At 62.9% G+C, this 23559-nt stretch carries 23 protein-coding genes, 1 tRNA gene and 1 pseudogene; 9 read left to right on the top strand and 16 right to left on the bottom strand.

Features of this window, described 5'->3' with window-relative positions:
- Positions 1-282: 282 nt before the first annotated feature.
- Positions 283-1398: pseudogene (locus NL528_RS42065) on the bottom strand (integrase core domain-containing protein); the annotation flags it as partial.
- Between the two features lie 120 nt (positions 1399-1518).
- On the bottom strand, positions 1519-2727 hold the full coding sequence (locus tag NL528_RS42060; protein ID WP_309180222.1) for a DNA recombination protein RmuC: 1209 nt from the start codon (positions 2725-2727) through the stop codon (positions 1519-1521).
- A gap of 170 nt (positions 2728-2897) precedes the next feature.
- Here NL528_RS42060 and def point away from each other — a divergent pair, with 170 nt between their 5' ends.
- The 3 genes from def to truA all read left to right on the top strand — a co-directional run bounded on the left by def (position 2898) and on the right by truA (position 5290).
- Complete coding sequence (gene def / locus NL528_RS42055) at positions 2898-3425, top strand: peptide deformylase (protein ID WP_309180221.1); 528 nt, start codon at positions 2898-2900, stop codon at positions 3423-3425.
- Between the two features lie 195 nt (positions 3426-3620).
- Positions 3621-4553, top strand: coding sequence for a methionyl-tRNA formyltransferase (gene fmt, locus NL528_RS42050; RefSeq protein ID WP_309180220.1), 933 nt, complete (start codon positions 3621-3623; stop codon positions 4551-4553).
- The gene (gene truA / locus NL528_RS42045; protein ID WP_309180219.1) at positions 4553-5290 is read left to right on the top strand and encodes a tRNA pseudouridine(38-40) synthase TruA; all 738 of its coding nucleotides are present in this window, start codon (positions 4553-4555) and stop codon (positions 5288-5290) included. Before fmt ends, truA begins: the two co-directional genes overlap by 1 nt.
- Before the next feature lie 166 nt (positions 5291-5456).
- Here the strand turns inward: truA and dapE are convergent, their stop codons facing one another.
- The 3 genes from dapE to dapD all read right to left on the bottom strand — a co-directional run bounded on the left by dapE (position 5457) and on the right by dapD (position 8151).
- Positions 5457-6611, bottom strand: coding sequence for a succinyl-diaminopimelate desuccinylase (dapE, locus tag NL528_RS42040; protein ID WP_309180218.1), 1155 nt, complete (start codon positions 6609-6611; stop codon positions 5457-5459).
- Positions 6612-6897: 286 nt separating this feature from the next.
- Positions 6898-7227 (bottom strand): DUF805 domain-containing protein, encoded by a 330-nt coding sequence (locus NL528_RS42035; RefSeq protein WP_309180217.1) that lies wholly within the window; start codon positions 7225-7227, stop codon positions 6898-6900.
- Between the two features lie 78 nt (positions 7228-7305).
- Positions 7306-8151: a 2,3,4,5-tetrahydropyridine-2,6-dicarboxylate N-succinyltransferase gene (dapD, locus tag NL528_RS42030; RefSeq protein WP_309180216.1), complete on the bottom strand. Its 846-nt coding sequence runs from the start codon at positions 8149-8151 to the stop codon at positions 7306-7308.
- A gap of 82 nt (positions 8152-8233) precedes the next feature.
- Between dapD and NL528_RS42025 the strand changes: the two genes are divergently transcribed.
- The 3 genes from NL528_RS42025 to NL528_RS42015 are packed head-to-tail and all read left to right on the top strand — an operon-like array spanning position 8234 to position 9610.
- Positions 8234-8650: a metalloregulator ArsR/SmtB family transcription factor gene (locus tag NL528_RS42025; RefSeq protein WP_309180215.1), complete on the top strand. Its 417-nt coding sequence runs from the start codon at positions 8234-8236 to the stop codon at positions 8648-8650.
- Complete coding sequence (locus NL528_RS42020) at positions 8647-9069, top strand: SRPBCC family protein (protein ID WP_309180214.1); 423 nt, start codon at positions 8647-8649, stop codon at positions 9067-9069. The genes NL528_RS42025 and NL528_RS42020 overlap by 4 nt, the downstream gene beginning before the upstream one ends.
- 52 nt (positions 9070-9121) lie before the next feature.
- Positions 9122-9610 carry an SRPBCC domain-containing protein gene (locus NL528_RS42015; RefSeq protein WP_309180213.1) on the top strand — a complete coding sequence of 163 codons (489 nt, stop codon included), beginning with the start codon at positions 9122-9124 and terminating at the stop codon, positions 9608-9610.
- 60 nt (positions 9611-9670) lie between these two features.
- On the opposite strand, the gene NL528_RS42010 is transcribed toward NL528_RS42015, so the two are convergent.
- Positions 9671-10360: a pyrimidine 5'-nucleotidase gene (locus NL528_RS42010; RefSeq protein ID WP_375143944.1), complete on the bottom strand. Its 690-nt coding sequence runs from the start codon at positions 10358-10360 to the stop codon at positions 9671-9673.
- Positions 10361-10561: 201 nt separating this feature from the next.
- On the opposite strand from NL528_RS42010, the gene NL528_RS42005 reads away from it, so the two are divergent.
- Positions 10562-11602, top strand: a complete 1041-nt coding sequence (locus NL528_RS42005; RefSeq protein ID WP_309180212.1) for an IS110 family transposase — start codon at positions 10562-10564, stop codon at positions 11600-11602.
- Positions 11603-11907: 305 nt separating this feature from the next.
- Here the strand turns inward: NL528_RS42005 and NL528_RS42000 are convergent, their stop codons facing one another.
- The 7 genes from NL528_RS42000 to rpmH form a co-directional block, all read right to left on the bottom strand.
- Positions 11908-12894, bottom strand: coding sequence for a DUF1036 domain-containing protein (locus tag NL528_RS42000; protein WP_309185225.1), 987 nt, complete (start codon positions 12892-12894; stop codon positions 11908-11910).
- Between the two features lie 77 nt (positions 12895-12971).
- Positions 12972-13868 carry an acetylglutamate kinase gene (gene argB, locus NL528_RS41995; protein WP_309180211.1) on the bottom strand — a complete coding sequence of 299 codons (897 nt, stop codon included), beginning with the start codon at positions 13866-13868 and terminating at the stop codon, positions 12972-12974.
- A 250-nt stretch (positions 13869-14118) separates the two neighbouring features.
- Entirely contained in the window at positions 14119-14490 is a 372-nt protein-coding gene (locus NL528_RS41990; RefSeq protein WP_074278035.1) for a DUF423 domain-containing protein, read from the bottom strand.
- Positions 14490-15140, bottom strand: coding sequence for a ribosome biogenesis GTP-binding protein YihA/YsxC (yihA, locus tag NL528_RS41985; protein ID WP_309180210.1), 651 nt, complete (start codon positions 15138-15140; stop codon positions 14490-14492). The genes NL528_RS41990 and yihA overlap by 1 nt, the downstream gene beginning before the upstream one ends.
- Positions 15141-15338: 198 nt before the next feature.
- Entirely contained in the window at positions 15339-17195 is a 1857-nt protein-coding gene (gene yidC, locus NL528_RS41980) for a membrane protein insertase YidC (RefSeq protein WP_309180209.1), read from the bottom strand.
- Positions 17196-17214: 19 nt separating this feature from the next.
- Positions 17215-17649 (bottom strand): ribonuclease P protein component, encoded by a 435-nt coding sequence (gene rnpA, locus NL528_RS41975; protein WP_309180208.1) that lies wholly within the window; start codon positions 17647-17649, stop codon positions 17215-17217.
- Between the two features lie 25 nt (positions 17650-17674).
- Positions 17675-17809, bottom strand: coding sequence for a 50S ribosomal protein L34 (gene rpmH, locus NL528_RS41970; RefSeq protein ID WP_006609582.1), 135 nt, complete (start codon positions 17807-17809; stop codon positions 17675-17677).
- 483 nt (positions 17810-18292) lie between these two features.
- On the opposite strand from rpmH, the gene NL528_RS41965 reads away from it, so the two are divergent.
- On the top strand, positions 18293-19735 hold the full coding sequence (locus tag NL528_RS41965) for a HAMP domain-containing sensor histidine kinase (protein WP_309185224.1): 1443 nt from the start codon (positions 18293-18295) through the stop codon (positions 19733-19735).
- A gap of 187 nt (positions 19736-19922) precedes the next feature.
- A tRNA-Arg gene (locus tag NL528_RS41960) sits at positions 19923-19999 on the top strand.
- A gap of 328 nt (positions 20000-20327) precedes the next feature.
- On the opposite strand, the gene NL528_RS41955 is transcribed toward NL528_RS41960, so the two are convergent.
- The 3 genes from NL528_RS41955 to NL528_RS41945 form a co-directional block, all read right to left on the bottom strand.
- Complete coding sequence (locus tag NL528_RS41955) at positions 20328-21287, bottom strand: LysR family transcriptional regulator (protein ID WP_309180199.1); 960 nt, start codon at positions 21285-21287, stop codon at positions 20328-20330.
- Between the two features lie 468 nt (positions 21288-21755).
- Entirely contained in the window at positions 21756-22628 is an 873-nt protein-coding gene (locus tag NL528_RS41950; protein ID WP_309180198.1) for a pirin family protein, read from the bottom strand.
- A gap of 41 nt (positions 22629-22669) precedes the next feature.
- Positions 22670-23068, bottom strand: coding sequence for a DoxX family protein (locus NL528_RS41945; protein ID WP_309180197.1), 399 nt, complete (start codon positions 23066-23068; stop codon positions 22670-22672).
- Positions 23069-23559: the final 491 nt, after the last annotated feature.

The raw sequence follows: 23559 nt of genomic DNA, 5'->3' as shown, positions 1-23559 counted from the left end.
CGGGTGAGGGGTTTGTCTCCGCGGAAAGAACCCCTCATCCGCCTTGGCGTTCCGCCATAGCCGATGCAAAGCATCGGCGTACTGCAGAACGGCGGCCAGAGGCCGCCTATGTCTGCAACCGACGACATAGGTAACAGTTCAGCCCGACGACATAGGTAACACAATTCTCGTTTCGTTCAGGTCTGCTGTTTTTGTGGCTGTGGACCCTGTGGGCGATGCTCTTGCATCGTCCACAAGTCCACAGGCCTGTTTGGGTTTTCGCAGGCGGTCGTCGCGGTGGGCGATCGTGCCGAGCACGATCGGGCCGTAGCAGACCGTCCATCCAGCGGCATCGTGTTCGCAGAGGCCGACCGGCTCGCCGATCAAGGCCCCGCTGATGTAGATCGTTTGGCCCTGCCATTTGATCTCGCCGTTATGACGCACCCGCCGCACTTCGCAGTCACCGTATTCCGGCTCGCGCAAGACGCCGTCGAAGCGGCGCGGCGAGGAGGTATAGTGATCGGCCGGCGTGTCATCGTCGAGCGACTCGTGCGGACGCTGTTCGTTGTAGATGCGCTGGAAGTTCCGCAAGCGCTTGAGCTGCTCGCGCAGGCTGTGCGCCGGTGGACTGGCGGTGTCCTGCAACAGCGTCAGATGCATCCGCTCGTGGCGGCCATTCTGCTGCGGTTTGCCGGGCGCAATCCGCTCCGGCAGCACGCCCGCCTTGATCACCTTGACCGACAGTTGCGAAAGCCCGCCGGCACCGCGCGACGCAAAGGGCGGACCGTTGTCGGAACGCAGCCGATGCGGCAGGCCGAACTCGCGGAAGGCGGCCTCCACGACCGGCCAGACGTGCGCGGTATCGGTACGCGTCATCGCCTGGCAGCGCAGCAGATACCGGCTATGGGCATCGGTCAGCGTCAGCGGTTCGCAGCATTTGCCGTCCCCCGTCATGAACCAGCCCTTGAAGTCGATGCACCACACCTCGTTGGCTGCCGTGCATTCCGCAAACGGTGCGCTCGAGGGCGGGCTGCGGCGGCGCAGCTTCCGCTTTACCGTCAATCCCTGGCGGTCGAACAAGGCTCCGATCGTGCTCGCCGCAGGCCATTCGAGCGCCGGCGCCCGACGTTCCAGAAAAGCCAGAACCTTCCGGGGTCCCCAACTCGGATGCGCCCGCCGCACCGCAAGGCAGCGTTCGGCGATCTCCTCGCCAATCGCCTGGGGATGATGCAGCGGCGCACGTGGGCGGTCCCACAGACCCTCAACACCGGCTTCCTGATAACGCTCAAGCCACTTGTATCCGACCCTTCGGCTCACGCCGAACCGCCGGCATACCGCCGCAAACGACTCCTCGTGCTCCTCCGCCGCAATCACAAAGCGCATCCGCTCGTCCACCGCACAGGTCTCCATCCAAACCATCGGCAAGGCCCTCCCTGCCGATCACTTGACCTGTTACCCATGTCGCCGGTCTATTGTGTTACCTATGTAGCCGGTTTGGACCTATGGGCACCTTCTCCCGCAAGGGGAGAAGGGAAGATACTACTCACCCGCCTGCAGCTTGCGCGGCGCGGGGAACAGCTCCGGCGCGCCGCTCTTGACGATGCGCGGGAGTTCCACCGGCGTCTCGGTCTTGCTGAAATCCAGTTCCTCGATCCGCCCGGCGCGTTTTTCGATCTTGTCGGCGGAGATCAGGATTTGCCGGACGTCCTCGTTGACGTCGCCAAAATGCTTTTGCAGCTTCAGCACGCGGTCGCGCAGGCGGCCGAGATCGTCGCCGAGGTTGAGCACCTCGGTGCGGATCTGGTCGGCGGCGTCGCGCATCCGCGCGTCTTTGAGGATCTGCTGCATCACCTGAATCGCCAGCATCAACAGCGACGGCGATACCAGCACCACGCGGGCGCGATAGGCCTTCTGGATCACGTCGTCGAAGCCGTCGTGAATCTCGGCATAAACCGATTCCGACGGCACGAACATCAGCGCGGTGTCCTGGGTCTCGCCCGCAATCAGATATTTCTCGGCGATGTCGCTGACATGCTTCATCACGTCATTGCGCAGCCGCTGCGTGGCGTATTTCTTTTCCTCGTCGGTGCGTGCGTCGTGCAGCGCGGTCATCGCTTCCAGCGGAAATTTCGCGTCGATGCACAGCGGGCGCTGGTCGGGCAGGAACACCACGCAGTCCGGCCGCTTGCCGGTCGAGAGCGTGAACTGGAATTCGTAACTGCCCTTCGGCATGCCGTCCTGGACGATCGCTTCCATCCGCGCCTGGCCGAACGCGCCGCGCGACTGCTTGTTGGCGAGCACGTCGCGTAGCGTGGTCACTTGTGACGTCAGCTCGGTGAGATTTTTATGCGCATTGTCGATAATGCCGAGCCGCTCGTGCAGCACGCGCAGACTGTCCATGGTGTTGCGCGTGGTCGCTTCCATCGACTGGCCGACGCGGTGGGTCACCGAATCCAGCCGCTCGTTGACGGCGCGCGCCATTTCGGCCTGGCGGCGGGCCAGCGCCTGTCCCATCGCATCGACCCGGCCGGTGGCCACGTTCTGCGCCTGCAGCATCTCGCTCAGGCGTTCCTCGAGTTCGTCGGCGCGGATCGCCTGCGCCATCGCCAGTTCCGCGCCGCGGCGGCCGGAGCGCGCGATCACGATGGCGATCACCAGAAGCAGGACAAGGGCGAGCGCGCCAAAGCCGATCAGCGCGTCAATGGTGCGGATCGGCCAGTCGCCGATGACAAAAATAATCTCGTTCATGGCCTGCTTGTAGCCGATTCGCGGGTTTGCGCGAACGAAGAGGGAACATTTATGGTAAATGGCAGGTAAATTTTCGTGGTTAACGCGGCCTAAAAAATCATGGTTAAGCCGGGGTTAACGGGTTCCTCCGCGCATTGACCCCGGCAAATCAGCAGCTTAAATCGCCCGCTATGGCCTTAAGAGAAATCATCATCCTGCCGGACAAGCAGTTGCGGCTCGTTTCCAAGCCCGTCGAAAAGGTGACGGCGGAGATCCGCAAGCTCGCCGACGACATGTTCGAGACCATGTATGACGCCCCCGGGATCGGCCTTGCGGCGATCCAGGTCGCGCAGCCGTTGCGGCTGATCACCATGGATCTCGCCAAGAAGGCCGAGGACGGCGAGACCAAGCCGCAGCCGCGGGTCTTCATCAATCCGGAGATCATCTTCTCGTCGGAGGAATTGTCGGTCTACGAGGAGGGCTGCCTGTCGATCCCCGAATATTACGAGGAGGTCGAGCGGCCGGCGCGGGTGCGCGTGCGCTTCACCGATCTCGACGGCAAGCTGCACGAGGAGGATGCGGACGGCCTGTTCGCGACCTGCATCCAGCACGAGATCGATCACCTCAACGGCGTGCTGTTCGTGGATTATTTGTCGAAGCTGAAGCGCGACCGCGTGCTGAAGAAGTTCACCAAAGCCGCCAAGCGCGCGGCGGAGTAGGCTCGGCCTCGCACCAACGAAAGTGCCGTCACCCTGAGGTGCGAAGGCGCCTCCTGGCGCCGTAGCCTCGAAGGGCGACGGCAGACACAAGCGACGTTCTTTCTTGTCCGCGCATCCTTCGAGGCTCGCGAAGTGCTCGCACCTCAGGATGACGCTCTTTATCTTGATGTTCGGTTCAAAGGAATTTTCCGCGCAATGCCTCTCCGCTTGATCTTCATGGGCACGCCCGACTTCGCGGTGCCGACGCTGCTGGAGCTGATGGCGCACGGCCATGAGATCGCGGCCGTCTATACCCGTGCCGCAAAACCGGCCGGGCGCGGCATGAAGCTGCAGCCAACCCCTGTCGAACAGCAGGCGCGGCGGCTCGGCATTCCCGTGTTGACGCCTTCGACGCTGAAAATCCCTGAAGCGCTGGATGATTTCCGCGCGCATCGTGCGGATGCTGCCGTGGTCGTCGCCTACGGCATGATCCTGCCGCAGGCCATCCTGGATACGCCCCCGCTTGGCTGCTTCAATCTGCACGCGTCGCTGCTGCCGCGCTGGCGCGGCGCGGCCCCGATCAACCGGGCTATCATGGCGGGCGACGCCGAGACCGGCGTGATGGTGATGAAAATGGATGTCGGCCTCGACACCGGCGATGTCGCGATGGCGGAACGGCTGACCATTACGGATAAGATGACGGCCGCCGATCTGCACGACGCACTGGCGCCGCTCGGCGCCGATCTGATGGTGCGCGCGATGGGCGCGCTGGAACGCGGCAAGCTGCAACTGACAAAGCAGAGCGAACACGGCGTGACCTACGCCGCCAAGATCGACAAGGCCGAGGCGCGGATCGACTGGAACCAGCCGGCGGGTGCCGTATTGCGCCACATTCACGGGCTGTCGCCGTTTCCGGGCGCGTGGTGCGAGATCGCGACCGATAGTGAACCGGCCCGCGTCAAAATCCTGCGATGCGAACCGGCAAACGGCGCGGGCGCGCCGGGCGCCGTGCTGGACGACCGCCTCGGGATCGCCTGCGGCGAGGGCGCCGTCCGGATTATTGAACTGCAGCGCGCCGGCAAGGCGCCGATGAAAGCTGCGGATTTTTTGCGCGGCACGCCGCTCAGGCCGCCGGCGCGGCTCGCCTGATGCCCCGTTACAAACTCATCATCGAATATGACGGAACGCCGTTCTGCGGCTGGCAGATCCAGGACAATGGCGCCACGGTGCAGGGCGCGCTGGAAGCCGCGGTCAAGGCGATCTGCGGCGAGCAGGTTCGCGTGCACGGCGCCGGCCGCACCGACGCCGGCGTGCATGCGCTGGCGCAGGTCGCGCATTGCGACATCGCAAAGCATTTTCCGCCGGGCCGTTTTCGCGATGGCTTGAACGCGCATTTGCGGCCGCATCCGATCGGCGTGCTGTCGGCCGAAATCGTGCCCGACGATTTCGAGGCGCGATTTTCCGCGAAGAAACGGCATTACCGTTATCGCATTACCAACACCAGAGCGAACCTCGCCCTCGATATCGGGCGAACCTGGCGGCTGCCGCGACATCTCGATACGGATGCGATGCACGCCGCAGCGCAGCGGCTGATTGGCAAGCACGATTTCACGACGTTTCGCGACACCGAGTGCCAGGCGAAATCGCCGGAGAAGACGCTCGACCAGCTCGACGTTGTCAGGGATGGCGACGCCGTTTCCATCCTGACCTCGGCGCGCTCGTTCCTGCACAGCCAGGTGCGTTCGATGGTGGGATCGCTGGTCTGGGTCGGCGAAGGCCGCTGGAGCGCCGACGATCTCGCCGCCGCGCTCGCCGCCCGCAACCGCGCCGCCTGCGGCCCCGTCGCGCCGCCGGAGGGATTGTATCTGGTGCGGGTGGAGTATTAATGCTCTCTCAACCGTCATAGCCGGGCTCTTCACCTCGCCCCGCTTGCGGGGAGAGGTCGAAGCCGAAGGCTTCGGGTGAGGGGGACTCACCGCGTATTCGGTGTTTGTTGAAGCAGCCCCTCATCCCAACCCTCTCCCCGCAAGAGCGGGGCGAGGGAGAAGAGGCTCACCCGAAATACCGATCCAGCACGCCGCGATAGATCTTCGTCAGTTTTTCCAGATCCGACACCGGCGTGCGCTCGTTGATCTGGTGCATGGTCTGGCCGACCAGGCCGAATTCGATCACCGGACAATAGCTTGAGATGAAGCGCGCGTCCGAGGTGCCGCCGCTGGTGCTTAGTTCCGGCTTGCGGCCGGTGACTTCCTCGATCGCCGCAACCGCGAGATCGGTGAACGGCCCGGGTTTTGTGACGAAGACGTTGGAGTTGGAAGGCTCCCACACGATCCGCGCTCGGATGCGGTTGCCGGCGGCCTTCTCGAGACGCTCGTCGACCAGCTTGCGCAGCGTATCCTGGGTGTGATTGTCGTTGAAGCGGATGTTGAATTTCGCGCGCGCCTGCCCTGGGATCACGTTGCTGGCGGCATTGCCGACATCGACGGAAGTGAATTCGAGATTCGAGGCCTGGAACTGGGCGCTGCCGTGGTCGAGCGGCTCGTCGCTGAGTGCCACGATCAATCGCGAAATATCCGGCACCGGGTTCGCCGCCCGATGCGGATAGGCGACGTGGCCCTGCACGCCGTCGACAACCAGCGTGCCCGACTGCGAGCCGCGGCGGCCGACCTTGATGCAGTCGCCCAGCACTTCGACATTGGAGGGCTCGCCGAGCACGCAATGGTCGAATTTCTCGGCCCGCGCGGCGACCCACTGCAAGAGCTTGATGGTGCCGTTGACGGAGATGTCTTCCTCGTCGCCGGTGATCAGAAAAGAGATCGAGCCTTTTGGCTTGCCGCCATTGTCGGCGAGATAATCCAGTACGGCGGCGACGCTGCAGGCGATGCCGCCCTTCATGTCGACGGCGCCGCGGCCATAGAGAAAGCCGTCCTTGACCTCGCCGGAGAAGGCGCCATGGCTCCATGCCGCCTCGTCGCCGGGCGGCACCACGTCGGTATGGCCGGCAAAGGTGAGGTGCGGCGCCGTGTTGCCGATGCGGGCATAGAGGTTGTCGATATCGGCGGTGCCGGGCTCGGAGAAGGTGACGCGGTGCACCTCGAAGCCGGCGGCTTTCAGGCGTGTTTCGAGAACGCCGAGCGCGCCGGCATCGGCCGGCGTGACCGACGGGCAGCGGACCAGGTCGCGGGTAATGGAAACGGCATCATTCATGCCCCCGCTTAACATGAGGTCCCGGCGATGGGCCAGCGCTGTGCGGAACAAATTCCAGCTCGCTTTGCTGGTCCCAGTGCGGCCTTGTGTCGCGCGGCGCCCCCGGCGCCAGCGGGTCAGGGCCGAACCGGTTGGGCCCTTTCGTTCCTCTCAGAAGATATATCTCAATGACTCCCCACAGCCAGACGGCAGATGCGATCAAGCTGAGGAACAGCACCGGGTAGGAGTCGCCGAGCTGATCCTCGAACTGGTTGAAGAGACCGGGGACGACGAAAAACGGGACCATCTACCAGGCGCTTTTGTCGCGATCATGCAGCCGCTTGATCGAGGCGGCGACATAGACCCACAGGAACAGCGGCGTTCCGACCGCCTTGAAGCACAGCGGCAGGACATCGGCCGACGACAACGAACGTAGCGATACGGGATCGAGAATGCCAAAGATGTCGTCGGTGCCGAAACCGAAGGACTTGCTGCGCGCGATACCGAAGGCGCCGGCGACCGCGAACATCAGCGCGCACAGCAGCAGCATCCAGCAAACGATGGTCAGCCCCGTCCACCAGAGTTTGGCGCGGTTGATGCGGCCGTCGAAACTGAGAAGGAACGCGGCGTAGTCCATCGCAACCTCTGGACGGCGGCAAATGCTCCCCCCGCAGTCCGGTAGATTGGTCGCAGCCGAGCGATTTTGGTTCGAAACCTAGTCCCGCAACAGCTCGTTAATGCTGGTTTTGGCCCGGGTGCGCTCGTCGACGCGCTTGACGATCACGGCGCAGGCGGTGGAGGGACCGGGCTGGCCGTTCTTCAGCGGCCGGGCCGGCAAGGTGCCGGGCACCACCACGGCATATTCCGGGACCTCGCCGATAAAGGTCTCGCCGGTGTCGCGATCGACGATCTTGGTGGAAGCCCCGAGGAACACGCCCATCGCCAGCACCGCGCCCTTGCGCACGATCACGCCTTCGGCGACTTCGCTTCGCGCGCCGATGAAGCAATCGTCCTCGATGATCACGGGCTCGGCCTGCAACGGCTCCAGCACGCCGCCGATGCCGACGCCGCCGGAGATATGAACGCGCTTGCCGATCTGGGCGCAGGAGCCGACCGTCGACCAGGTGTCGATCATGGTCGATTCATCGACATAGGCGCCGAGATTGACGAAGGACGGCATCAGCACCACGTTGCGGGCGATGAAGGCCGAACGGCGCACGATGGCGCCCGGCACCGCGCGAAAACCGGCGTCGCGAAAACGGTTCTCGCCCCAGCCCTCGAATTTCGAGGGCACCTTGTCCCACCACGCCGCCTTGCCCGGGCCACCCGGAATCGAACTCATGTCGTTGAGGCGGAATGACAGCAGCACCGCCTTCTTCAGCCACTGATTGACCTTCCACTTGCCGCCGGCCTCGCGCTCGGCGACGCGCGCCTCGCCTTTGTCGAGCAGTTCGAGCGCATGATCCACGGCGTCGCGAACCTCGCCCTTGGTCGCGGTCGAGATGCCGTCGCGGGCATCGAACGCGGTGTTGACGGTGGATTCGAGGGCGGACAGGGACATGAGGTTTTCCTTGGGCGGATGCTTGTGACGGCAATTTGGGGAGGCTTTTTCGGGATTTGGGGCCGGAGAGTCAAGGCGGGCGGTGTGTCGTGTCGTCCATCCGGGCAACGTCGTCCATCCGGGCAACAATGGCTTTTCTTATTGTAAGTTGACACTTACGTTAGAAAATTCTAACGATATGCGCATGGATGTGATGCTGCGAGCGTTGGCTGACGGCACGCGCCGCCAAATCTTGGCGCTGGTGTGGCGCGAGGAGCGGACGGCCGGCGAAATCGCGGCGAGGTTCGCGATGACGCGTCCAGCGGTGTCTCAGCATCTTGGCGTGTTGCGCGACAGCGACTTGGTCTCTGTCCGACCCGAAGGCACGCGGAGGCTCTATCGTGCCAACCGCAATTCCGTAGCACGGCTGCGAGCAGAGCTAGCGGCCTTCTGGGACGATCGTCTCGCTCAGCTGCGGGATGTCGCCGAGGCAGCCGAGCGAAAGAGCAAATCGCAATGACTGGCGAGAGCAGAGCCATCGAGCGGCAGATCTTCATCGACGCATCGCCCGAGACCGTGTTCGGCTTTCTTGTTGACCCAAAACTAATGTCACAGTGGATCGGAATTTTCCATGCGCTAGAACCGCACGCCGGCGGGCGCTTTCAAGTTGAAGTCAGTCCCGGCAATATCGCGCGTGGTACATATACGGAAGTGACGCGTCCCCGCCGGGTTGCCTTCACCTGGGGCTGGGACTCGGTCGACCCGAACCTTGCCCTGACACCGCCCGGTGAATCGCTGGTCGAGATTGAGCTTGAGCAAAGGGATGGCGGGACGCTGCTGCGCCTGCGCCATAGCGGCCTTCCCGACGTAACAATACCCGTTCACGGCGAGCGCTGGTCGCTCTATCTCGATCGGCTGCAGGAAGTGGCACGCGGTTAGACCCTCAATCGTGAGGAAGAGCGTCAACGGCAACGCGAGCAAGGAGCTTCAGATGCAAACGAAGACTCTTCAACAGGTCGTCACCTTCAAAGCTTCCCCGAGGGAGGTCTACGACATGATTATGGACTCAAGGAAGCATAGTTCGCTATCGGGCGAGCCCGCCAAGATCAGCAAAAAGGTAGGCGGTAAATTCACAGCGTGGGGCTCGCATTTGTCGGGAATCAATCTGGTACTTAAGCCGGGCAAAAAAATCGTGCAGGCCTGGCGCGCGACAGGCTGGTGGCCCGACCATTACTCCATTGCAATTTTCGATATCAGCAAAACGCGGGGAGGCGCGAAGCTAAAGTTCACCCAGATCGGCATCCCGCCAGGTCGATACAGCGGCCATTATCGCGGCTGGATCGAGACTTATTGGACACCGATGAAGGAAATATTCGCAACCGGGACGACCAGCGACAAGACCAGAGCAAGGGTCAAGATCGACAGGCAGCAGCGAATTCGCTCCGGAAAGTTCCGGAGAAGGATCTCCGGGGATTCCTAGCTGAGTAATTGAATTGCTCTACGGGCCTGTCCTGGCATCGCCGGCACGACCGAGGCGGGTTCAAGCGCTCAACGCTTGCAAAAATCCGGTCAGATCATCGGTGACATGATCGACATGATCGGCGTCGCGGCCTTCCAGCTCCCAGTCTTCGCGTACCACTTCCTCGGTACCATCAGGCACCACCAGCACCGTGGTCATGCCGAGCTGGTGCGGCACCACGAGGTTGCGGGCGAGATCCTCGAACATCGCCGATCTGGTTGGCTCGACGCCGTGCAGCCTGAGGAACTTGTCATAGGTCCGCGGCGCCGGTTTCGGCTCCAGCTCGGCGGCGATGATGTCGAACACCGCCTCGAAATGCGTGCCGATGCCGAGCCGTGCCAGCACCGCGTCGGCATGGTCGGTCGAGCCGTTGGTCAGGATCAGCTTGCGCCCGGGCAGCTTTGCGATCGCCGCCCCCATCGCCGGGTTCGGCTGCAGCGGCGAGTGATCGATCCGGTGCACATAGGCGAGGTAATCGTCGGCCCGCACGCCATGCTCGGTCATCATGCCGCGCATCGAGGTGCCGTAGCGGAGATAATAGTCCTTCTGGATCCGCCGCGCTTCCTGTGGCGAAACCTTCAGGAAGGCGCCGATATATTCGCCGATCCGGGCGTCGACCTGCTGCCACAGATTGACGTGATGCGGGTACAGCGTGTTGTCGAGATCGAACACCCAGGTGTCGATATGCGTGAAGGCGCGGGGTGATTTCATGATTCTCTCATCCCGTCGTCCCGGCGAACGCCGGGACCCATACGCCGTGTCGGTCATTGGTGAGCACGGTGCCAGTTGCCTTTGATCGTGGCGGCAGTAGCGGCCAAAATTCAGATCGGTGGTTGATGGGGTGGACGGCCCCCTACGGCATCAAGTGTGCCAGAATGAGGTTGTTGTAAATCTCAGACAAGGGAGCCGTCCGTGAAGCAGATTATCCGCATTGGAATGGATACGTCGAAACATATTTTTCAGCTGCATGGGGTTGATGCCGCCGAGCAGCCGGTATTGCGCAAGCGGCTTTCGCGCAAGCAAATGGTGGAGTTCTTTGCCAACCTGCCACCAACCGTGATCGGAATGGAGGCTTGCGGGGCTTCGCAATATTGGGCGCGGGAGCTTTCCAAACTCGGGCATGAGGTGAAGCTGATGGCCCCGCAGTTGGTGAAGCCCTACATATCACGGAACAAGAACGACGGGCGGGATGCGGAAGGGCAGTGTGAAGCGATGAGCCGGCCGAGCATGCGGTTTGTGCCGGTAAAGACGGCCGAGCAACAGGCTGCGCTGATGCTGACGGGAATCCGCGATGGACTGATCGCCCGGCGCACCCAGCTGAGCAATACGATCCGCGGCTACGCGGCAGAGTTTGGCCTGATCGCGCCCAAGGGCCTCGACAAGATCGAGCCGCTGTTGACGCAGATTGCGCAGGACGAGAGCCTGCCAGCAATGGCGCGCGAACTGTTTGCGGTACCGGGGCGCGAATATGCGCGGCTACAAGCCGAACTCAAGCAGATCGAGGCCAAGCTGGTGGCCTGGCACCGGGCTGATGCCCTCAGCCGGCGCTTGGCGCAGATCCCCTCGATCGGCCCGATCATTGCGACGAGGTTGGTGATGAAGACGCCCGATCCGCGTGCGTTCCGCTCCGGCCGGCACTTTGCGGCCTGGCTGGGCCTCACACCCAAGGATCATTCGACCGCCGGCAAAACCAGGCTTGGCAAGATCACGCGGGCCGGCGACGAGGACCTGCGCCGCTTGCTCGTGGCGGGAGCGACCTCGGTGATCCAGCAGGTTCGGCGCGGCCGCGGCCATCCCTCGCGCTGGCTGGTCGCGCTGCTTAAGCGCAAGCCGCCAAAGCTGGCCGCCGTGGCGCTCGCCAACAAGGTTGCCCGCATCGCCTGGAAGCTGATGGCGACGGGCGAGAGTTACGATGCCGCACGGATGAATGCCATCCCGGCATTCGCCGCTTAACAGATTGGCCGGCCGGCGGGTTCGCTCACCGGCCGACCCGGAGCTGCAAGAGCAGATGGAGCGATCGGTCAATCAACGATGCGAGACAATCCGTGGGACCCATTGGCCGCTAGCAGGCCGCCAGGTTGTTTGGAACTCGCCTCGCGCAAACCATCTTGGCCAGCGATCAATCCGATCGCATCAACAGGCCGGACATATGGATGCAAGCGATCCGATCACGTCAAAAAGCTCTTGTGCCACGGGGGCCGTCCACATATGGGTCCCCGCTTTCGCAGGGACGACGATGGAGGGGAGTTTTTCTTTCATCATGGCATCGCAAATCGCAGCGTCTTGCCGCCGCCGCTCATGTCGACCGCGGCAAAGCCGATCGGTGCGAGGCCGCGGCTGCCGCAATCGCCCTGTTCGTTGATCTCGAATTTGCTCTCGCGCGTGCAAAGCTCTTTCGCGCCGCCCCAGTTCAGCGGCTTGTCCTTGTATTTGACGGTGCGGTTCTCGCCGTCGACGGCTTCGGCAAAGCTGAAGATCTGTTTCGGCTGGCCGGTGACGTCGGGATGCAGGCATTTGCCGGGATCGATGCGATACCAGCCGCGGCTGGTCACGACCTTGCCGTCATCGGTCGCGACCGCGGCCATGATCTTGTGCCGCGTGTCGTTGCACCAGGTCAGCCCGGTCGAGGACGGCGACTGCACCGCGTCGATCATGGTGGTGAAGAAATTCGGCGACTGCACGATGTCGGCGCTTAGCCCGCGGCTTTTCAGGAACGCGGCCAGCGCTCCTTGCGTCTTCGGCCCGTCGACGCCGTCGATCGGGGCTGCGTCATAGCCCGCGATGACCAGCAGTCGCTGGATCCCGGCGAGGCGCGCCTGCTCGTCGTCATATTCGGAGTCCTCGGCGAGATAGGCGACCAGATTGCCATCGTCGGCCTGGGTCGGCGTGATCTGGGTGAAGGGTGCCGGGGTCTGGCCGGCGCGGCACTGGCGCGCGGCGGCGATGACGAAATTCTCCGGCGCGATGCAAAGCGTATCGGTGCCGTTTTGCGGGATCGGCGAAGCGCCGTAGACGCCGAGCGCCCGGGCATTCAACAGGTAGCGGTCGGCCGCCAGCGTGCCCTGCGCCACGACGCGGCAGGCGGCGGGATCGATGCGAAACCAGCCGCGCGTCGCCGTTGCCGATTTGTCGTCGATGCCGATCGCGGCCTCGACCACATAGCTCATTCGATTGCAGAGTTTCAGGTCGGCCAGCGCCGGCGCGGACGAGAAGAACAGCGAGATCGTCGCGGCCGGCAGCGCCAGGATCGTGCGCGCCGCGTACCGCTGCATTCTTGCGCTGAAGCGGCGCTTGATCATCGGGGACGATGGGTTCGCGCGGGTCACTTGTGGATCAGCGTACCGGTGCCTTGATTGGTGAACAATTCGAGCAGCACGGCGTGCTGCGTCTTGCCGTCGATGATGACGACGCCCTGCACGCCCTGCTCCAGCGCATAGATGCAGGTCTCGACCTTCGGGATCATGCCGCCGGAAATCGTGCCGTCGGCGATCAGCTTTCGCGCATCCTTGACCGACAGTTCCGGAATAAGCTTCTTCGACTTGTCGAGCACACCGGGAACGTCGGTCAGAAGCAGCAACCGCTTGGCCTTCAGCGCGCCCGCCACCGCACCTGCAAAGGTGTCGGCGTTGACATTGAAGGTCTGCCCGGACTTCGAGGTCGCCAGCGGCGCCAGCACCGGGATCAGGTCGTGGCCGATCAGCTGATTGAGCAGCGTGAGATCGACCTTCTCGGGCTCGCCGACGAAACCGAGATCGACCACCTTTTCGATATGCGAATCCGGATCGACCATGGTGCGCGTCGCCTTCGACGCCGACACCATGTTGCCGTCCTTGCCGCTGAGGCCCACGGCCTTGCCGCCGGCTTCATTGATGTAGCCAACCAGCTGCTTGTTGACCGAGCCGGCCAGCACCATCTCGACGATCTCGATGGTCGCGGCATCGGTGATGCGCAGGCCCGCGGCGAATTCCGACTGGATGCCGAGCCGCTTCAGCATGGTCGCGATCTGCGGCCCGCCGCCATGCACCACGACCGGATTGATCGCGGTTTGCTCCAGCAGCACGATGTCGCGGGCGAAGGCCTTGGCGGTCTCTTCCGCGCCCATGGCATGGCCGCCATATTTGATGACGATGGTCTCTTCGTCATATTCCTGCATATGCGGCAGCGCCTCGGACAGGATGCGGGCCTGATCGAGCGGGCTGATATTCGACACGTCGGTCATGAAGCGGGTCTCATTATCGAAGAGGTCGGGCGGGGTTCTATCTGATTGGCGGGCGGGCGCAAAGTGCTGGATTGCGTGCCCCGGATGCTGCGCAGCGCCATAAGCGCGTTCACGCGCGTCTTTGGCGCGCTTTGCCTTGCGGCGTGGTGCGCTGCTGATCCGGGGCCCATGAAGCGAAGATGGGTCCCGGCTCTGCGGAGCAGCGCAAGGGCGCTGCACCGCGTCCGGGACACGATAAATCGGTGACCGCTTACCCTCGCCCTGGCCATGCCGCGGCCACCGCGACGGCCAGCCAGCTCAGAATCAAAAGCGTGCCGCCCGTCGGCGCGGCCATCGGAAACAGGCTGTGACCGGCATATTGCCGCAAGCTCAGGTCGCCGGCGAACAGGGCGGAGGCGATCACAAAGCCGAAGGCGGATGCTATCCCGATCCGGGCATGGACGATTGCACGCTCGGCCAGCACAACGATTCCGAGCACGGCCGTGGCATGGAACAGCAGCATCGATGAGGCCGATGCCAGCCGGGACGCATCAGGTTGATGTGCGGAGGCCGCGGCCAGCACAATTCCGTCGGCGCCCATGATGCCGGCCAGAACGATCAGGATGCGATAGGCCCGGCTCATCAACGGCGCTCCTCGAGCAGGCGCACCATCGCGGCGCGCAATTCCGGCATGCCGGCGCCCGAGCGCGAGGATGTCACCAGCACATCCGGAAACGCGGCAGGATGTTTTGCCAGGGCCGCAATGGTCTCGGCGATGCACTTTTCCAGTTCGGCCGGCTTGACCTGATCCGCCTTGGTCAGCACCACCTGATAACTCACGGCCGACTTGTCGAGCGTCTTCAGCACGTCCTGATCGACGTCCTTGATGCCGTGGCGGGCGTCAACAAGCACGTAGACCCGTGCCAGCGTGCTGCGGCCCTGCAGGAATTTGTGGATCAGCGCGGTCCATGACGCGACTTTTGCCTTTGGCGCCGAGGCGTAGCCGTAGCCGGGCATGTCGACCAGCCGGAAGTCCGCGTTTTCGGGGCCCTGGAAAAAGATCAGTTCCTGGGTGCGGCCCGGCGTGTGCGAGGTGCGCGCCAGCGCGTTGCGGCCGGTCAGCGCGTTGATGAGGCTGGATTTGCCGACATTGGAGCGGCCGGCGAACGCCACTTCCAGGCCGGCTTCCGGCGGCAGCGTCTCGATCGAGGGCGAGGCCCAGATGAACTGCCAGTCGCCGGCAAAGAGTTTGCGGCCCTGCTCGATCAGCTTCGCATCGGTCTCAGCGGTCATGCGAAGGTTTCCATCAGGGGCGGCGAAGGCGTCTCAGCCGTCATTGCGAGCCACCGGGTCGCGCGGATGCGCGCCCGATGCTGAACTCCGCGAAGCAATCCATAGACCCACAAAGGAAGAATGGATTGCTTCGTCGCTTCGCTCCTCGCAATGACGAGAACAGGACAAGCGTCCTGCGTTACATAAATCAGCCGCGCCTCAGGTTTTCGACGCGGCCTTCCTGGCGAACGTCGCTCTCAGATTATCGAACAGTTCCACCTTCACGCCATTGCGGCGCATGATGAAGCTCTGCTGCAGCACCGACAGCGTATTGTTCCAGGCCCAGTAGATCACCAGACCCGCCGGGAAGCCGGCCAGCATGAAGGTGAAGATCAGCGGCATCCAGTCGAAGATCATCTTCTGCGTCGGATCCGGCGGCGTCGGATTGAGCTTCATCTGGAACCACATCGTGATGCCCATGATGATCGGCCAGATGCCGAGCGCGAGATAGTGCCCGAAGATCGGCAGCTGCGTCGGGTCGAAATGCAACAGGCCGAACAGCGTGAACAGATTGGTCGGATCGGGCGCCGACAGGTCCTTGATCCAGCCATAAAACGGCGCGTGGCGCATTTCGATGGTGACGAACAGCACCTTGTAGAGCGAGAAGAACACGGGAATCTGCACGACGACGGGAAGACAACCGGCGATCGGGTTGATCTTCTCCTTCTTGTAGATTTCCATCATCTCCTGCTGCTGCTTCTGCCGGTCGTCCGGATAGCGTTCCTTGAGCGCGGCGAGCTGCGGCTGCACCGACTTCATCTTCGCCATCGACGCGTAGGATTTGTTGGCCAGCGGGAAGAACAACAATTTCACCAGCACGGTCACCAAGAGGATGGCGATGCCGAAATTGCCGACCAGATGATAGAACCAGTCGAGCGCCAGGAACATCGGCTTGGTGATGAAGTAGAACCAGCCCCAGTCGATCAGGAGATCGAAGTGGTTGAGCCCGAGCTGCTTGTTGTAGCCGCCGAGGCCGACCAGCGGGAAGTTGATGCCGACGACGCGGGCTTCCTTGGCGCCGGCAAACAGCCGTGCATCGGCGCTGATCGTGCCGCCGATCGCAACCGTCTGCGCGTCCTGCAGATAGTCGGTCTGGTAGGTATGCACCGTGCCGACCAGGTTGGAGGAGAATCGCGCCTGCAGCCTGGCGGTGGTGTCCGGCAGCAGCGCCGACGCCCAGTACTTGTCGGTCATGCCGAGCCAGCCATTGGTGACGTCGAAGCTGACCGATTTGGCCTCGTCGATTTTCTTGTAGCCGTATTCCTGCAGGCCCTTCTCGCCGAGATAGCCGATCAGGCCTTCATGCAGGATGTAATAGCCCGAGACCTGCGGGGTGCCGTGGCGCGAGATCAGCGCGAACGGATAGAGCGTGACCGGCGCGGCGCCGATATTGGTGACTTCATCCTTGATGGTGAAGAGATAGCTATCGTCGATCGAAATCGTGCGTCGGAAGGTGAGGCCGTCGCCATTGTCATATTTCAGCGTCACCGGGCTGGTCGGCGAAAGGCTGCCGGAGCCCTCCTGCTGCCACATCGTGGTCTGATCGGGAATGCGCGCGGTCGAGCCGGTCGCCGGAACCCAGCCGAACTCGGCATAATAGGGGCTCGCGGTGTTCGAGGGCGAGTACAGCACGATCGCAGGAGATGTCGGATCGACGGTTTCGCGGAACTGCACCAGCGCGAGATCGTCGATGCGCGCACCCCTGAGCGAGATGCTGCCGGTCAGACGCGGGGTATCGATCTTGACGCGCGGGGTGGCGGCAATCGCGGTATCGCGGCTGACGACGGGCGCGGCCGAGGCCGGCACATTATTCGCGGGCGCGTTAGCCGACGGCGAGCCAGCCTGCGGCGTGGTGCTGCCGGGAGTCGCCTGCGGCGTCGGCTTCACCAGTTCGGCCTGCGTCTGGGTCTGCACGCGCTGCTTTTCCATCTGCGGCACGTTGTAGAAATATTGCCAGGCGATCAGCACGATGCCGGATAGAATGACGGCGAGGATGGTGTTGCGATTGTCGGTCATCGTTTCAAGGTCTCGTCGTTCAATTCGGTTGACGGCTGGTGCCAGTGTCTGTTTTGGGCGCGTTTTGACGCGAACCGGACGCCGCTTCGCTCGAAAACGCCTTGTCGCTCGAAAACGCCTTGGACGGTGCCTGCCGGTCGAGGCGACGGAACGCCGAGCGAAGATCTTCGAGCATGGTCGCGAAGTCGCGATCAAGTGCGGCACGACGGCCGACTAGCACATAATCATGGTGCGGTCGCATTGATATGACGTCGAGCCGCTTCACCAGTTCGCGAAGCCGGCGCCGGATGCGATTGCGCTGGGGGGCGTTGCCGTTCTTTTTGGTAACGGTGAAACCGATCCGGATCGGGCCATCGTCGTCGCGCGCACGCGCCTGCAGCACGAACGCAGTGCCGTTGGCCCGCGCGCCATTGGCAACGGCGAGGAAGTCCGCCCGCTGCCTTAGCCGATCCATAATGTAATCTCCGGAGACGCCCGGTTCAGGCGCTCAGACGCTTGCGGCCCCGAGCGCGGCGCGCAGCGAGGACCTTGCGGCCGCCGGTCGTGGCGAGACGAGCGCGGAAGCCGTGACGGCGCTTGCGCACCAGTTTGCTGGGTTGATAAGTCCGCTTCACGGGTAGTTCTCCGCTGACCGGGCAATTTGCCGCTGGTTAAAGTAAATCCGAATTGAGGTAAGTCCGGTGATGCTGGCCGGCCCAAAACGAGGCCATTTACGGCCCCAAATGAGCCGCCCCCGGTCAGACCGGGCCATCGCGGACAATTGCGCGGCTTATACGGGAGCGACCCGTTTCCGTCAATGTTGCGCGGTGCCGCAATCGAGGTTCTTTGAAACGTCGCAATTGGCGCGAATATATCTGTTTTCGCGGGGTTTTTACGGTCGAGGCGGCGGTTAACGCCGGCGGCTGGAACCGGCAGACATTAGCGATCCGTAATTTGACCGGTTGGGGGGCGGGAACGCATCCTGAACCGCAGAGTGCGAGCCGCCCGACCGGCGTCGGTTTTGCGTCCGTTCGCGCTCTGGAAAATCAGCCCTCTGGAAACAGATGCTTTGAAGGCAGATATTGGTGTCAGTGACCGACGACCAGCCAGTAACGCAAATGCCACGGCCGACGCCGCCGCGCCGACTCGGCTTGTCCGGCAAGCTGCTGCTGCTCACCATTCCCCTGGTCATGATCGCCGGCCTGATGATCTACGTGCCTGCGATCGCGAATTTCCGGATGAACCGGCTGAACGAGCGGCTGGCGGCGGCCAATACCGCGGCATTGGTGCTCGACGCCGCACCCTTGGGCATGGTCCCGGATTCGCTGGCGCGGCAGATTCTTACCAGCGTCGGCGCGCGGGCGGTGGCCATCAAGATGGGGCAGCAGCGCCGGCTGCTCGCCAGCGCTGACCTGCCGGCTTCGATCGACCATGACATCGACATGCGGACGATGACGGTGTGGTCGGCGATCGTCGATTCCTTCGAGACCATGCTGGAGACGGGGAACCAGGCGATCCGCGTGGTGGGCCCTGCGCCCGGCGGCGCGCAATTCATCGAGGTCGTGATTGACGAACTGCCGCTGCGGCAGGCCATGTACCGGTTCTCGCGCAACACGTTGCTGGTCTCATTGGGGATCGCGATGCTGACGTCGGCGCTGGTCTATTTCGCCATGCATCATCTGTTCGTGCGGCCGATGCGGCGCCTGACGGCGAGCCTGGTCGGGTTCCACGAAAACCCTGAGAGTTCGGCGCGAATCATCGTGCCGAGCCAGCGCGGCGACGAGATCGGCGTGGCGGAACGCGAATTGTCCGACATGCAGCGCGACCTCGTGTCGATGCTGCATCAGAAGAGCCGGCTGGCCGCACTTGGGCTCGCGGTGTCCAAGATCAACCACGACCTGCGCAACCTGTTGGCGTCGTCGCAATTGTTGTCCGACCAGCTCGCCAGCGTGCCGGATCCCAGGGTGCAGCGCTTCGCGCCGAAACTGATGCGCTCGCTGGAGCGCGCCATCGCGTTCTGCCAGTCGACGCTCTCTTATGGCCGTGCCCAGGAAGCCGCCCCCGACCGCCGCGTGATCATGGTCGAACCAGTGGTGGCCGAAGTGCGCGAATCGGCCGGGCTTGCGGCCGACGCCTCGCTCGCCTGGATCAACGCGATCGAGCGCGGGCTCACCATCGACGCCGATCCGGACCATCTGTTCCGGGTGCTGCTTAACCTCGTGCGCAATGCGGCGCAGGCGCTGGAAAGCCGGCCGAACAGCGATGCCAGCCTTCAGATCCGGATCACCGGCCGCCGCGAAGGCACGGTCGCGATCATCGAGGTCTCCGATACCGGTCCCGGCGTGCCGGAGAAGGCGCGCGAGCACCTGTTCGAGGCGTTTCAGACCTCGGGCAGGCCGGGCGGCAGCGGGCTCGGGCTTGCGATCGCCGCCGAACTGGTCCGTGCCCATGGCGGCGACATCCATCTGGTCGAGGGCACCATCGGCGCCACCTTCCGGATTGCGATCCCGGATCGTCCGGTGGAACTGCTCAGCGTGCGCCACGAGCGGGCGCGGGCGTAAAGCTGCCGTTTCGCCGCCCTTTGCGGCCGTTTTCGCCCGATTTACCCAAGCACATCGATGGGCAGAACCCGCGTTCCGGACCTTGCCAATCGGGGCCGGAGCGGGTAGCTAAGGCGCTCTTCGCGACGTTTCCGAACCAATCTCGGATGCATCCGGGCTTTCAAGCCCAAGACGCCACGCGAAAAACGCGCCCGTAGCTCAGCTGGATAGAGCACCAGACTACGAATCTGGGGGTCAGGAGTTCGAATCTCTTCGGGCGCGCCATTCAGAATAAATGTCCGGCCCGCACTAGGATTGCCGCCGCGCCCGGCCACGGGCGGCGACGGTCGAGTGCCTTGCTCACAGTGTCCCGCCCTCTTTTCCGCAAGCATGGCGAAAGTTGTATGAGCGGAGCCCGACGCCTCGCGCGGGCCGCCGCCTTCTCACCTACTGCACTCGCTCGACAACGCCGTCACAGACCCGAGCGCGGTTCGCTTCGTCATCCCGTCGCGACGACTTGCGCACCATCGCGCGTGACCGCGACTACACTGAAAGCTCCTTTGCGGAAAGCGCGCGTCTGTATGCTTCTCATGATAGGGACACCGGCGCCCGGTTAAGCTTTCGCAGACCGTCTCGCCTTCTTCCTGGTGACCGGCGGTTTCGGCACTTTGCCCGTATCCACCGGAATTTGCTTCAGGCGATCGACAAACCATCGGCCGGCGGGGCCAGGCGGTGACTTGGTCTGCCACACCGCCGACATCGCCAGAATCAAACCATCGAGAGGCACGTCCTCGATAAGCAGCGCGGAAAGGCGCCCTTCTTCCAAATCCTTGCGCACGGCATGCAACGGCATTCCGCCCCAACCCAGACCGTTGAGCAAAAAATGATGCTTGGCGAAGAGGTCAGCAAGCCGCCAGACCGTAGGCGACATGACGCCGAATTCGCGTCCCGAGGATAGCTCCGACCTGTCGGTGAGAACGATCTGAGTATGTTTTCCAAGAACTTCCTTGGGAATTTTGCCTCGGTAGGAAGTCAGTGCATGATCACGGGCAGCAACCATGAGAAACGCGATACCGGGCAACCGCTCATAGGTCAGTGTATCCGGAATCGCCGGGAGTGATCCGACGACGCCGACGCTGCAGCGACCTTCAAGCACGGGCTTAACGGCTCCTCCGAGCGCCTCGACATAGATGCGGAGTGCCACTCCCGGGTATTTCTGCCGAAACTCCTTGGCCACTTGAGTAATCGCGTCGATCGGATAGAAGACGTCGATCACCACAGACAATTCCGGCTCCAGGCCAACCGACATGCCCTTCGCCCGGGCCTTCAGCAAGTCGACCCCGGTGATGATGCTGCGAGCATCGCCCAGAATGGCCAATCCCGCCGGGGTGAGTTTGGGATAGCGGCCAGAGCGGTCGAACAACTGCACGCCCATCTGGTCCTCAAGATTGCTGATTGTCTCACTCACAACAGACTGCGAGCGCAACAACTTGCGGGAGGCGGCAGAAAAGCTTCCTTCATCGACCGCGGCGATGAACGTGCGCAGTTGATCGAGAGAGACGGCGTCGAGCATGGGACCTACCTATCGACCAGACCGATGCTAAAACGCATGATATACTGCCCAATTGGCGGGTCATATCAATCATTGAGGTCGCGCTATTCGACTCGTGGACACTTTCCAGCTTGCGAATTACCAAGGCCTTCACCGTTTCAGGGCGGGGAAGAGGTACGATTCGTCAACGTCAGGTGCTCAGAGCGCCCATTGATCCTCCTGGTCGCTCCAATCGCTTTTGTTTAAACGCCGAGCTATCTCCTCGCTCATCGCAGGATCGGCTGCTACCGCGATAATGGCGCCGTGCTGTGTGACGATCTCGCGGCCTCTTGCCTGGACCGGGAAGTGTTCTGACCGGAGCGGCAAGCGTCTATCGGACCTGTCCGGGCACTCCCGGGCCCCGGCTACGCGTCGAAAAAGCTGAACTCCACCTGATCCAAACATTGCTTTCCTCCACAGTGTTCTCAACTGGGCTAATCTCTCCAATTCTCAGCGTCCTGTGCGTGCCAAGACACCCTGGTTGCGCAGCCGGCGGCCAATATCGGCGATATTGCTCTCCCCAATGCGCAAGGAATCCGCGTTGGTATGCACGGAGTAGTGCCCGGTCACCAAGTCGTAAGGGTGCTTGACCGCGGAGCCGAGGATGAAGCCGGCGTCGGAGAGCGCCTCGAACTCGATCGCCTGATCGCCCTCCTCGAACACGGCGACTTCGCCCATCGATACCTGCTCCGGCGTCGTCACGATCCCCTGGTGCGATGCGATCCAGGCGACGTCGTGCCCCTTGGTCGGGTGAAAGGTCCAGCGCTCTCCGGCCTTGAGGCGCACGTCGAGGTAGGTGATGTCGCGAGGCGACTCAACAATGCTTTTCACACCACCGTATTCGCCTGCGATAACCCTCGCGGGACCGGCAGAATCGAAGTCGGAAGCGTCGAGATATTGGCTTTGGGGTTCGGCAAGTTCGAGCTCGGGCGGCATGGCGACCCAGAGCTGAAAGCCCTTGATCCGCTCCTTGCCGAACATTCCGCCGGTATGCCAAACGCCACTACTGGCGCGCATCCATTCAACGCCGCCGGTCTCGATGACGCCTTCGCGGCCGGTGGTCTCCTTGTAGAAAGCCTGCCCGGATAGAATTAGGGTTAGAGTCGCAATTCCTGAATGGGGATGAAAGCCGAATTCTGGTGCAGTCGCCGGATCGGCGTCGAAGTAGTCGAGAAAGACGAACGGCTTGATCAGTTCACCAATGTCGCCCGGACTGACCAGTCGGGTAACGCGCCCATGCGAGTGTCCACGCGTGCGCAGAGCAATCTGCCGGGAAGTCTCTTCAGCGCGTGTCGGACGCGTGAACACTGCATCGGTCTTCATTTTCGTTCTCCTGAGGTTTGGCTATCTCTAAACTTCAAAGCTCAGCCCTTGACCCGGTGAAGCAAGCCAGCGAGTTCATCGCGCCGCAGGTAGACAACCACCGCGTTGAGCAATCCCAGGACGATCGCCGGGACCGGACTGGTGTGCAGGACGAACACATGGGTCGCCACGGCACAGACCATGGTGAATCCGAGCCACAGGGCGCCGATCGAAGCCAGGCCGGGAACGAGCAGGGCGACGGCGCCGGTCACTTCCACGACGCCGGTCGCGATGCGGAACCATTGGCCGAGTCCGATCTGCTCGAACAAGTCGACCATGAAAGGAACGCCCGCCAGCTTGGCGAGGCCGGCGGCAAGGAAAGCCGCTGCGAGGATAGCCTGCAACGTCCAGGCGCCGATGCGACGCGTAGGACGAACTGATTGGATAGAAGTTGCGCTCATATTGGACTCCGTTGGGTGTGAGGTCGAAAGTGAGACGAAGCTAAGATGCCGACCGTCCGGGCAACAGCCGATTTATTTCGATGATATCCATCGGTTTCTCCGATATGCGGCCGATGCCGCACCCACCCGGAGGGGTGGATGTTTTCCGCACGGCAGTGATCGGGAGATCCGTCGGAGGCTCAACGTCGCAAGGTGGTCACGCCTTCTCGGACTTTAGGCGGTCACGATGGCTTGTCGACGAGCGTTGGCGGAGTGAGTTCGATAGCAATGCCCGCGTATATCGGCAGTTTGAGCAATTCGTCGCCAGCGGCAACACGGCGCCGGGCGCACTTGCTTCCGATAGAAAGGGTGTGACTGGTCAGGCCGCTCGCGGAGGGCGTCGTTTTACGTCGGCCGGTTTGTGTGGCGGAAAGCTGCAGCCAATCTCGCCGATCCACGCATAATCGACCCCAATGATGGGGTCGATCAGTTTGGCCATGCCACGCAGGCCA

This window comes from Bradyrhizobium sp. Ash2021 (genome assembly GCF_031202265.1).
In the GTDB taxonomy this organism is placed as follows: domain Bacteria; phylum Pseudomonadota; class Alphaproteobacteria; order Rhizobiales; family Xanthobacteraceae; genus Bradyrhizobium.
The sequence above is the reverse complement of the archived record's forward strand: the minus strand, read 5'-3'. Positions and strand labels throughout refer to the sequence as shown.